The following is a 10,616-nucleotide window of genomic DNA, read 5'->3' as shown; positions in this document are numbered from 1 at the left end:
ACACCGGGAGGTTCCATGAGCACGGAGACCGAGCAGGCCCCCACCACCGGGGTGGGCAACCGCTGGATCATCCTGGCGGGAGGTGTCCTCGTCCAGCTGACGATCGGCGCCGTCTACGCCTGGAGCACCTTCAGCAAGGCGATCCAGAGCGACACCTCGGCGATCGAGCTGTCCAAGGTGCAGGCGACCATCCCCTTCGAGGTGGCCATCGGCATGCTCTTCCTCGGCACCTTCCTCGGTGGCCGGATCCAGGACAAGCAGGGGCCGCGCATCGTGGCCCTCACCGGCGTGGTCATCTACTCCATCGGCATCATCGTCGCGAGCTTCACCCGGGACGCCTCCGACCTGTGGCTGCTCATCCTCGGCTACGGCGTGCTCGGCGGCTTCGGTCTCGGCCTGGCCTACATCGTGCCGATCGCGATGCTGCAGAAGTGGTTCCCGGACAGGCGCGGCCTGATCACCGGCATCGCCGTCGGTGGCTTCGGCTTCGGTGCCGTCATCACCTCCCCCCTCGCGCAGCGGATGATCTCCGGGATCGAGGGCTACGACGTCCACCCGACCAAGGCCTTCCTGTGGCTGGGCATCGCCTATCTCATCTTCGGTCTCATCGGCGCCTCGGTCTTCAAGAACCCGCCGGCGGGCTACGTCCCGCCGGGCGTGGCCAAGGCGCACGCGCAGCACGACACCAAGCGGGAGGAGCAGGTCAGGAGGGCTGGCCGCGACTTCACCCAGCAGGAGGCCCTGAGCACCCCGCAGTGGTACATGCTCACGCTCATCCTGACGATCTCCGTCACCGCCGGCATCTCGCTGATCTCGGTCGCCGCCGGTACCGCCACCGACGTCGCCGGGATGAGCGCCGCCGCCGCTGCGACCCTCGTCGGCATCATGGGTCTGTTCAACGGTGGTGGCCGCATCCTGTGGGCCGCGATCTCGGACAAGATCGGGCGCATGCCGGCCTTCCTCGGCATCCTCGGCCTGCAGGGCCTGGCGCTGCTCGCCATCCCGCACGCGGGCAACGCCGCGCTCTTCTACGTCCTGTGCGCGGTCGTCTACACCTGCTACGGCGGCGCCTTCGGCACCATGCCCTCGACGGCCGGTGACTTCTTCGGCGTGAAGAACTCGGGTGGCATCTACGGCCTGATGCTCATCGGGTGGTCGATCGGTGGCGTCGTCGGCCCGCTGCTCATCTCGTGGCTCATCGGCGAGGACCAGGCCTACACGATGGCCTTCACCGTCATGGGCATCATCGCCCTCGTGGGCCTGGTGATCCCCTTCATCGCCAAGCCGCCGAAGCACGCCTGAGCATCCCGGTGACCGTTCGCCTGCACTGCCCCGTGGCAGTGCGGGCGAACGGTCACTGCTCACTCGCGGACGTCCGCCGGGCCGTCGTGCAGGGGCAGGCCGCAGGCGGTCCAGGCCTCCACCCCTCCGATGACGTCGGTCGCGTCGACCCCTAGGGAGCGAAGGGAGACCGCCGCCAGTGACGAGCTGTAGCCCTGCCGGCACAGGACGATGACGCGGGTCCCGGGCATCGCCTCGGGGATGCGGTGCGGGCTGGTCGGGTCGAGCCGCCACTCCAGGACGGTCCGGTCGATGACGAGCGCCCCCGGCACCTCACCCTGACGGGTGCGCTGCGCGGTGGTGCGGGTGTCGACGAGGAGGGCTCCCCCCCTTCGCCGCGTCGTGGGCCTGCTGCGGGGTCAGCCGGACGAGACCGGCCCGGGCGGCTGCGAGGACGCGATCGACCGCGCTCACGCCACCTGCACGAGGACCCCGTGCCCGAGCGTGCCCGCGGCGACGGTCTCGCCGACGACCGGCGCACCCGGCACCTCGCCGACGACGAGCAGGCCCCCGGAGGTCTGCGCGTCGGCGAGCAGGATGAGCTCGTCCTCGCTGGTGCCGTCGGCGGACAGGTGCGGGCGGACCCAGTCGAGGTTGCGCTTGGAGCCGCCGGGGACGTGGCCCGCCGCGAGCGCCTCGCGCGCGCCTGTGACGTAGGGGACGGCCGCGGCATCGATCCGCGCGGCCACCGACGAGGCCCGGCACATCTTGTACAGGTGACCGAGCAGGCCGAAGCCGGTGACATCGGTCGCCGCCCGCACCCCGGCCGCCAGCGCGGCGCGGGAGGCGTCGCGGTTGAGTGCGACCATCGAGGCGATCGCCTCCTCGCTGCGCTCACCGGTCGCCTTGTGCCGGTTGTTGAGCACGCCGACACCGAGCGGCTTGGTGAGGCTGATCGGCAGGCCGGGCTCGGCGGCGTCGTTGCGCATCAGCCGCTGGGGGTCGGCGGTCCCGGTGACGGCCATGCCGTAGATCGGCTCGGGGGCGTCGATGCTGTGGCCGCCGAGTACCGGGAAGCCCGCCTCGGTCGCGACGTCGAGACCACCCCGCAGGACCTCCCGCAGGAGGTCGGTCGGGAGCAGCTCACGCGGCCAGGCGACGAGGTTGATCGCCATGACCGGGTCGCCGCCCATCGCGTAGACGTCGGAGACGGCGTTGGCGGCGGCGATCCGGCCCCAGTCGTAGGGGTCGTCGACGACGGGCGTGAAGAAGTCCGCGGTCGAGAGCACCGCCCGGCCGCCCTCGATGCGCACGGCCGCCGCGTCGTCGCCGTCGTCGAGGCCGACGAGGACGTCCGCGCCGGGGGGCGCCGCGACGTGCAGCCCGGCGACGATCTGCTCGAGCTCTCCGGCGGGGATCTTGCAGGCGCATCCTCCGCCGCGGGCGAACTGGGTCAGTCGGACCGGCTCCATGGCCTCACCCTAGGACGCCGGTCCCACCGAGGGGCGGCAGGGGCTCAGCCGAGGACGACGAGCGCCGCGCCCGCCGCGAGGCCGGCGGCGGTGACGACACCCGCGGTGACCGCCGTGACCCGCCAGGTGAGAGCGCGGCCCACCATGACCAGAGAAGGGAGGCTCACGGCCGGCAGCGCGATGAGGACGAGCCCCAGCACCCACGGGCTGGCACCGACGGCGGCCAAGGCGAGGAGCACCGGGATCTCGCCACCGGTCGGGATGACGAGGAGGACCACGACGGCAGCGACGGCCACCAGGGCGAACCCCCCGCCGGTCACCCACGCCGCCTCGAAGCTGAAGACGTGCGCGGCCGCGCCCACGAGCGCGACGACGACGAGGTACTCCGGCACGAGGGTGAGCGTGAACCGCACGAGCGAGCGGACGAACCGCCCCAGCGAGGGCCCGTCCTCGTCCACGGTCTCCGGTGCGATGTCCGCGACGGCGGGGTCCACCCTTCGTCCCTGGGCGAGGCGGGCGGCGAGCGCCGCCGCCCCCAGGACCAGCCCGACCCCGACGACGAGCCGGGTCGCGGCCCACTCCCACGGCCCGACGAGCGCGAGGAAGACGAGGACGGCCGGGTTGAGGACCGGGTTGCCGAGCCAGTAGGCGACGACCGACGGGAGCGGCACCCCGCTGCGGCGCAGCGAGACCGCCACCGGCGAGGCGCAGCAGGTGCACATCATGCTCGGCAGCGAGGCAGCGCCCGCGATGGCCGCGCCGGAGGTGGAGCCGCGGCCGGCGAGGACCCGGCGCAGGTGCTCCCGGGGCAGGAGCGCGTCGATGGCCGCGGCGACGAGCAGGCCGACGAGCAGTGCCTTCCAGACGGCCAGGCTGTACGCGAGCGTGAAGTCCCAGGCTCCCTGCCACCACGTCGGCGCGTCACGCGCGACGTCGACGAGCGCACCCCCGTCCCACGCCCGGCTGCCGACGAGGCCGTCGATCTTCAGCGCGTAGGGCCACCACTTGGCCCAGACGAGACCGACGACGAAGACCAGGGCGGTGATCGCGACCCCGAGGACCCAGCGGTCGAGGTGTCGCGGCCGGCCGGGAGACGGTGCGGTGCTCACGTCGTCACCGTAGGAGAAGGACGCTCCGGTGTCTCGGGGGACGACCTGTCCTAGGGTGGGCGGCGGAGGCGTCTGGGTTCCTGGTGGTCCCCCCGGTCTTCAACACCGGTGAGGCCGAGCATCTCGGTCTGGCGGGTTCGATTCCCGTCCGCCTCCGCCACACGTCCGACCCGAAGGGAGCACGGTGACCGACCCCCGGCGGGCCATCCCGCGCACCGACACGCTGCTGGCCTCGGCGCCCTTCGTCGCCGCGGCGGAGCGACTCGGGCGGGATGTCGTCCGGGTCGCGATCACCGCCGCCCAGCAGCAGGCGCGCGACGGAAGCATCGGCCCCGACGAGGTCCCCGCCACCGCACTCGCCGGGCTCCCGACCCGGGCCAGCTCGCTCACCGCGGTCCTCAACGCGACCGGCGTCGTGGTGCACACCAACATCGGCCGGGCCCCCTTGTCCCCCAGCGCGATCGAGGCCGTCGTCGACGCCGCCGGCTACGTCGACGTCGAGATGGACCTGGCCACGGGAGCGAGGAGCCGACGCGGCGCCGGGGCACTCGCCACCCTGCTCGACGCCGTCCCCGACGCGACCGGCGCGCTGGTCGTCAACAACGGCGCGGCCGCGCTCGTGCTCGCCACGACCGCGCTCGCCGCCGGGCGCGAGGTCGTCGTCTCGCGCGGGGAGATGGTCGAGATCGGCGACGGGTTCCGCCTGCCCGACCTCATCGCCTCGACCGGCGCTCGGCTGCGCGAGGTCGGCACGACGAACCGGACGCACCTGAGGGACTACGCCGACGCGATCGGTCCGGGCACCGGGTGCGTGCTCAAGGTGCACCCGAGCAACTTCCGCGTCGACGGGTTCACGGCCGAGGTGGGCCTCGGTGAGCTCCGCGGGCTGCGTCGGCCCGACGGCTCCCCCGTGCCGGTCGTCGCCGACATCGGGTCCGGCCTGCTGCGGCCCGACCCGCTGCTGCCCGACGAGCCGGATGCCACGACGTGGCTGCGCGCGGGCGCCACGATCGTCACCGCCAGCGGCGACAAGCTCCTCGGCGGCCCGCAGGCGGGTCTCGTCCTCGGCGACGCGGACGTCGTCGAGCGGTTGCGCCGCCACCCGCTCCAGCGCGCCCTGCGCGTCGACAAGCTGACCCTCGCCGCGCTCGAGGCGACCCTGCGCGGATCGGTTCCACCGGTCACCGCCGCGCTGCACGTCACCGCCGACGAGCTGCGGCCGCGGGTCGAAGCCCTCGCCGCCGCCCTCGGCCGTGGGGTCGTGGCGGTCGAGGGCCGCGTCGGCGGCGGCGGGGCGCCCGGCGTGCCCCTGCCCGGCTGGGCCGTCGAGATCCCCGCGGACGCCGTCGAGCGCCTGCGCGTCGGCGAGCCGGTCGTGCTCGCCCGGGTCGAAGGGGGGCGCGGCCTGGTCGACCTGCGCTGCGTCCCGGCCGATCGGGACGGTGACGTCGAAGCGGCACTGCGGGCGGCGCTCGGCGACGACGGGCCCGACCCGGGGACGCCCACCCCATGAGGCGCGTGCTCGCCACCGCCGGGCACGTCGACCACGGCAAGTCGACGCTCGTGCGCGCGCTCACCGGGCGTGACCCCGACCGGCTGCGCGAGGAGCGCGAGCGCGGGCTGACCATCCAGCTCGGTTACGCCTGGACGACCCTGCCGAGCGGGGCCGAGGTCGCCTTCGTCGACGTGCCGGGGCACCAGCGGTTCCTCGGGACGATGCTGTCGGGGCTGGGGCCGGCGCCGGCGGTGGTCTTCGTCGTCGCCGCTGACCAGGGCTGGCAGGCGCAGAGCAGCGAGCACCTCGCCGCCGTGCAGGCGCTCGCCATCACCGACGGCCTGCTCGTCATCACCCGGTGCGACCTGGCCGACGACGAGCAGCGAGCCGACGTGCTCACCGAGTCGCGGCGACACCTGGCCGAGGCCGGGCTCGACCTCCCTGCCGTCGAGGTCTCGGCGGTCCGGGGCGACGGGATGGACTCCCTTCGCGCGGCGCTCGACGAGCTCGCTGCCCGGCTGCCGGAGCCGGACGCCCGGGCGCCGGTGCGGCTCTGGTCCGACCGCAGCTTCTCCGTCTCCGGCGCGGGGACGGTCGTCACGGGCACCCTCGGCGCGGGCACGGTCCACGTCGGCGACCGGCTGGTGCTGCTCGACCGCGGGTCCGCACGCGAGGTGACGGTGCGTGGCCTGCACAGCCAGGACGAGGCGCACGAAGCCGTCGGCCCGGTCTCCCGGGTCGCAGTCAACCTGCGCCGCGTGGACGAGGTCGGCCGCTCCGTCGCGCTGCTGACGCCCGACGCCTTCGCGCTCGCGTCGGTCGTCGACGTGTCCGCCACCGAGCTGCATTCCCCTAGGGCAATGCAGACGAACGGTCACGGGAGCGCGCATTCCCCTAGGGCAATGCAGATGGTCGAGCAGGGGACGCTGCACGTCGGGTCGGTCGACGTCGAGGTGCACGTGCGCCCGCTCGGGCCGGACCACGCCCGCCTCTCGGCCGCGACCGTCCTCCCGTGGCGCGTGGGCGACCGGGCGATCCTGCGCGACGCGGGGAGTCGTCGCCTGTGGGCCGTCCGAGTCGTGGACGTCGACCCCCTGCCGCTCACCCGCCGCGGTGCCCCAGGGCGAAGGGGGCAGGCCCTCGCCTCTGCAGGCGCGGACCCCGCCGACCTCGCCACCGCTCGGCTGCGCTCGCGCGCAGCCGAGCGGGCGGACGTGCTCGACCGGCTGGGTCTCCCCGCGCCAGCGGGTGCCGTGCGGCACGGTGACTGGTGGGTCGACGCGGGGGCCGTGAGCACGTGGCGCGACCGGCTCGGCGGGGCCGTCCGCCGGCACCACGCCGCCGACCCGCTCAGCGCCGGGCTGCCCGTCGCCGAGGCGGCCAGGTCGCTCGGCCTGCCCGAGCACCTCCCTGCGGTGCTCGGACAGGCCCTGGTACCGGGACTGGCCACCGACGCCGGCCTCGCCGTCGCCGACGGCCGCGTCCACGACCCGAAGGCTGGAGGCCTCGGAGCCGCGGAGGCCGGGATCGCGGCTCTCGAGGCACGGCTGGGGGCCACCCCCTTCGTGGCGGCGGAGCGGGGTGAGCTCGCCGAGCTCGGTCTCGGGACCGCGGAGCTCGCGGCCGCCGAGCGCCTCGGACGGGTCATGCGTCTGCCCGACGACGTCGTGCTGCTCCCCGACGCGCCGGCGCGGGCGATGCGGGTGCTCGCCGGGCTGGAGCAACCCTTCACCCTCAGCCTCGCGCGACAGGCGCTCGGGACCACCCGGCGCGTCGCCGTGCCCCTGCTCGAGCACCTCGACGCCCGCGGGTGGACCCGGCGGGTGGACGGGAGTCTGCGGCAGGTCGTGCGCTAGGCCGCGCTCAGGCAGCGACCTCGAGGCTCGTCGTCACCGGCACGCCGTGCGTGAGGTTGTCGAGGACGGGGCAGTGCTCGGCGACGGCCTGCTCGAGGCGGCGGTACTCCCCTTCGCTCTCCGGGCCGCTGACCGTGATGGCCAGCTCGATGCCCTGGAAGCCCGGACGCACCGACTCGTCCGTGCCGAGGAACCCGGCGAGGTCCAGGTCGCCGCGCAGGTCGACGTCGATCGTGTCGACCCGGAGGCCGAGCTTGTCGGCCCAGACCTGGTAGCTGATGACGGTGCACGAGGCGAGGGCGGCCAGCAGGTGCTCGACCGGGTTGGCGCCCTTGTCGGTGCCGCCGAGGGCCGGCGGCTCGTCGATCGTGTAGCTGAACTGGCGGCTCGTGATGGCGACCTCGGTCCCCGTGACGAGCGCGCCCCGGGTCGTGACCTCGAGCAGCGTGGTGGGTGCGGTGGTGGCAGTCATGGACGGCTCCGTGGATCAGGGGCTCTCGTGAACCCGCGCTTGGCGCGGCCGGTCGGCCGACGCCCAGGTCGTCACCCGGGGCACCCCACCGAGGGTGGAGGGTTGCCGCCCAGCAAGCCGGGGCTTCGCGCTGGGACTCATGACCTGGCCATAAGATGACACACAGCAATCCATAACGTCCAGTTATGTATCAGGAAGTGGGACCGCGCCTGAGGTCGACCGTGAAGAGCGGCAGGAAGAGCTGGGCCAGCGGCCCGATGGCGAGCGCGTAGAGGAAGGTGCCGACGCCGACCGTGCCGCCGAGCAGCCACCCGACGACGACCACCGTGACCTCGATCCCCGTGCGCACCAACCGGATCGAGTGGCCGGTGAGGCGCGCGATCCCCGTCATCAGGCCGTCGCGCGGACCGGGCCCGAACTGCGAGCCGATGTACATGCCGGTCGCGATGCCGTTGAGCACCACGCCCCCGACGAGGAGCACGATGCGCCAGCCGAGGTCGCCCGGCTCGTCGAGGTGCGCGAGGACGAGGTCGGCGGAGGGGCCGATGAGCAGAGCGTTGCCGATCGTGCCGACGCCGGGCTTCTGCCGCAACGGGATCCACCCGAGCAGCACGAGCAGCGAGACGCCGACGACGATCGTGCCGAAGCTCAGCGGGACGTGGCGCGAGACGCCGACGTGGAGCACGTCCCAGGGGATCTGGCCGAGCGTCGCGCGCAGCACCATCGCCATCGACGCGCCGTAGAGGAAGAGGCCCGCGAGGAGCAACGGCAGCCGGACCCCGAGGCGCCCGGCACGCAGCTGCTCGAGGGGGCCGATGTCGGCGAGCTGTCGCCCGCGGGGTGGCGCGTCGTCGGTCACCGGGTCAGCGTAGGGCTCGACGAGATCAGTCGCCCACGGTCTGCTTGCCGCGGGCGACGACCTTGCGGTCGGGCGCGTAGACGATCTGGGTGTCCTTGTCCTCGTAGTCGAACTGGTTGAGGAAGAAGCGCATGGCGTTGATCCGGCCGCGCTTCTTGTCGTTGGACCTGATGACCGTCCAGGGCGCGTGCTTGGTGTCGGTCCGCTCGAACATCGCCTCCTTGGCGGCGGTGTACGCCTCCCACTTGTCGAGGCTCTCGAGGTCCATCGGGGAGAGCTTCCACCGGCGCACCGGGTCGATCTGGCGGATGGCGAAGCGGGTGCGCTGCTCCTGCTGGGTCACGGAGAACCACAGCTTGGTGACGTGGACCCCGGCGTCGATGAGCATCCGCTCGATCTTCGGCGCCTGGTCCATGAAGCCCTCGTACTGCTCGTCGCTGCAGAAGCCCATGACCCGCTCGACGCCGGCGCGGTTGTACCAGGAGCGGTCGAAGAGGACGATCTCGCCGCTCGTCGGCAGGTGCCGCAGGTAGCGCTGGAAGTACCACTCGCCCTCCTCCCGCTCGCTCGGCCTGGTGAGCGCGACGACCCTGGCGCCCCGGGGGTTGAGGTGCTCCGTGAAGCGCTTGATCGTGCCGCCCTTGCCGGCGGCGTCACGGCCCTCGAAGAGGACGACGAACTTGCGGCCGGTGTCCTGCGCCCAGTACTGGAACTTCAGCAGCTCGATCTGGAGCAGGTACTTCTCGACGTCGTAGTCGTTGCGGGTCATGAGCTCGTCGTACGGGTAGTTCTCCCGCCACGTCTCGACGGCCAGGCCGTCGGGTCGGATGAGCATCGGGTCGTCACCCTGGTCGTCGCGGACGGTGTAGCCCTCGTCGATGAGCCGGTCGATGTACTCGCGGAGGTTCTGCTTCTGCATGGGACGTGGGTACCACGTGGACCTGTCGCGCGGGTGTCGGAGCGGGTGGCGGAGACTGGAGTCCATGGCCAGGAGGACGAAGGGGGGCGGCGCCACCCCCGCGACGCGGGCGCTGGCGGCGGCCGGGGTGGCGTACACGGAGCACCCCTACGAGCACGACCCGGCGGCGCCCTCGTACGGCGTGGAGGCCGCCGAGGTGCTCGGGGTCCCACCCGAGCGGGTCCTGAAGACCCTGCTCGCCCAGACCGACCTGCCCCGCGACCACGGACTCGTCGTGGGCATCGTCCCCGTCGCCGGGCAGCTGGATCTCAAGGCCCTGGCCGCGGCGGTCGGCGCGAAGCGGGCGAGCATGGCCGACCCGGCGCTCGCCGAGCGGACCACCGGCTACGTCGTGGGCGGGATCAGCCCGGTCGGTCAGAAGCGCGCCCTCGTCACGGTCCTCGACGCCTCTGCGCTCGGGCACGACACGGTCCTCATCAGCGGCGGGCGACGAGGGCTCGACCTGGAGCTGGCCCCCGCGGCCCTCGTGGAGGTGACGGGCGCGGTCGTCGCGGCGATCGGGCGGGCCTGATCACGGCCGGAGGCGGTCCACCTGGCTGACGCAGCCCACCGGCAGGTCGCCGCCGTAGACGTGCGGGAAGAGCTCGGTGTCGCTGCCGACCGGCGTGCCGGGGACGGCCGGCTCGAGCCGGACGGTGAGGCCCCGGGCGGCGAGGGACTGCGCGTCGAGCGTCAGGAGCAGCAGCGGCTCGGTGACGTCGGCGTAGAAGCGGGCGAGGACCCCTTCGAGCTGGGCAGGCGACCCGCTGCAGTGCATGAAGCCCTCCTGCGAGATGAGCCGCCCGCGCGTCGAGACGGGGTAGGTCCCGGACGCCTGGGCGGCCTGCCAGTCGGACTCGAGGGCGATGTGCTGGAGGGTCATGCAGCCATCATCCCGCGCGCCGCGCGTGGATTCGAGGGGTTGCCCTGAGCGCGCGGGAGGAGCAGAACCGCCGCCTGCTGCGTGGCCCCGACACGATGGGCCGTGACCACGGCAGCCCGCTGGACATCCCTTCGCTCACCCCTCGGCAACCCGGTGCGGGTCACCCAGCGGCCGAGGGCTCCGCGCAGGAGGGTTCGGGGCCTGACCACTCGACAAGAGAAACCTCGCCTC

At 73.3% G+C, this 10,616-nt stretch carries 11 protein-coding genes, 1 tRNA gene and 1 riboswitch; of the genes, 5 read left to right on the top strand and 7 right to left on the bottom strand.

Annotated elements, in window-relative coordinates:
* Positions 1–15: 15 nt before the first annotated feature.
* Complete coding sequence (locus tag ABC138_RS13630) at positions 16–1,302, top strand: OFA family MFS transporter (RefSeq protein ID WP_068426388.1); 1,287 nt, start codon at positions 16–18, stop codon at positions 1,300–1,302.
* Positions 1,303–1,361: 59 nt separating this feature from the next.
* Here the strand turns inward: ABC138_RS13630 and ABC138_RS13625 are convergent, their stop codons facing one another.
* From ABC138_RS13625 to ABC138_RS13615, 3 genes are all read right to left on the bottom strand, one after another.
* Positions 1,362–1,613, bottom strand: coding sequence for a rhodanese-like domain-containing protein (locus ABC138_RS13625; RefSeq protein ID WP_345914023.1), 252 nt, complete (start codon positions 1,611–1,613; stop codon positions 1,362–1,364).
* 138 nt (positions 1,614–1,751) lie between these two features.
* Positions 1,752–2,753: a selenide, water dikinase SelD gene (gene selD, locus ABC138_RS13620; RefSeq protein WP_068328194.1), complete on the bottom strand. Its 1,002-nt coding sequence runs from the start codon at positions 2,751–2,753 to the stop codon at positions 1,752–1,754.
* Between the two features lie 44 nt (positions 2,754–2,797).
* Complete coding sequence (locus ABC138_RS13615; protein ID WP_345914021.1) at positions 2,798–3,862, bottom strand: permease; 1,065 nt, start codon at positions 3,860–3,862, stop codon at positions 2,798–2,800.
* A gap of 64 nt (positions 3,863–3,926) precedes the next feature.
* Here ABC138_RS13615 and ABC138_RS13610 point away from each other — a divergent pair.
* From ABC138_RS13610 to ABC138_RS13600, 3 genes are all read left to right on the top strand, one after another.
* A tRNA-Sec gene (locus ABC138_RS13610) sits at positions 3,927–4,022 on the top strand.
* Positions 4,023–4,046: 24 nt separating this feature from the next.
* Positions 4,047–5,375: an L-seryl-tRNA(Sec) selenium transferase gene (gene selA, locus ABC138_RS13605; protein WP_068426397.1), complete on the top strand. Its 1,329-nt coding sequence runs from the start codon at positions 4,047–4,049 to the stop codon at positions 5,373–5,375.
* Positions 5,372–7,213: a SelB C-terminal domain-containing protein gene (locus ABC138_RS13600; protein ID WP_345914020.1), complete on the top strand. Its 1,842-nt coding sequence runs from the start codon at positions 5,372–5,374 to the stop codon at positions 7,211–7,213. Before selA ends, ABC138_RS13600 begins: the two co-directional genes overlap by 4 nt.
* Before the next feature lie 7 nt (positions 7,214–7,220).
* Here the strand turns inward: ABC138_RS13600 and ABC138_RS13595 are convergent, their stop codons facing one another.
* From ABC138_RS13595 to ppk2, 3 genes are all read right to left on the bottom strand, one after another.
* On the bottom strand, positions 7,221–7,685 hold the full coding sequence (locus ABC138_RS13595) for an OsmC family protein (protein WP_068328185.1): 465 nt from the start codon (positions 7,683–7,685) through the stop codon (positions 7,221–7,223).
* Between the two features lie 30 nt (positions 7,686–7,715).
* Positions 7,716–7,830, bottom strand: a riboswitch (SAM riboswitch).
* A 45-nt stretch (positions 7,831–7,875) separates the two neighbouring features.
* Positions 7,876–8,544 carry a hypothetical protein gene (locus ABC138_RS13590; protein ID WP_068328182.1) on the bottom strand — a complete coding sequence of 223 codons (669 nt, stop codon included), beginning with the start codon at positions 8,542–8,544 and terminating at the stop codon, positions 7,876–7,878.
* A gap of 25 nt (positions 8,545–8,569) precedes the next feature.
* Positions 8,570–9,463: a polyphosphate kinase 2 gene (ppk2, locus tag ABC138_RS13585; protein WP_169702024.1), complete on the bottom strand. Its 894-nt coding sequence runs from the start codon at positions 9,461–9,463 to the stop codon at positions 8,570–8,572.
* Between the two features lie 64 nt (positions 9,464–9,527).
* Here ppk2 and ybaK point away from each other — a divergent pair, with 64 nt between their 5' ends.
* Positions 9,528–10,034 carry a Cys-tRNA(Pro) deacylase gene (gene ybaK / locus ABC138_RS13580; protein WP_068426403.1) on the top strand — a complete coding sequence of 169 codons (507 nt, stop codon included), beginning with the start codon at positions 9,528–9,530 and terminating at the stop codon, positions 10,032–10,034.
* Here the strand turns inward: ybaK and ABC138_RS13575 are convergent, their stop codons facing one another.
* Positions 10,035–10,385 (bottom strand): DUF952 domain-containing protein, encoded by a 351-nt coding sequence (locus ABC138_RS13575; RefSeq protein ID WP_068328173.1) that lies wholly within the window; start codon positions 10,383–10,385, stop codon positions 10,035–10,037. It abuts the gene before it with no gap.
* Positions 10,386–10,616: the final 231 nt, after the last annotated feature.

It is taken from the genome of Janibacter sp. LM (genome assembly GCF_039631275.1).
GTDB classification, from domain to species: Bacteria; Actinomycetota; Actinomycetes; order Actinomycetales; family Dermatophilaceae; genus Janibacter; species Janibacter terrae.
This window is presented reverse-complemented; position numbering and strand designations above follow the sequence as displayed.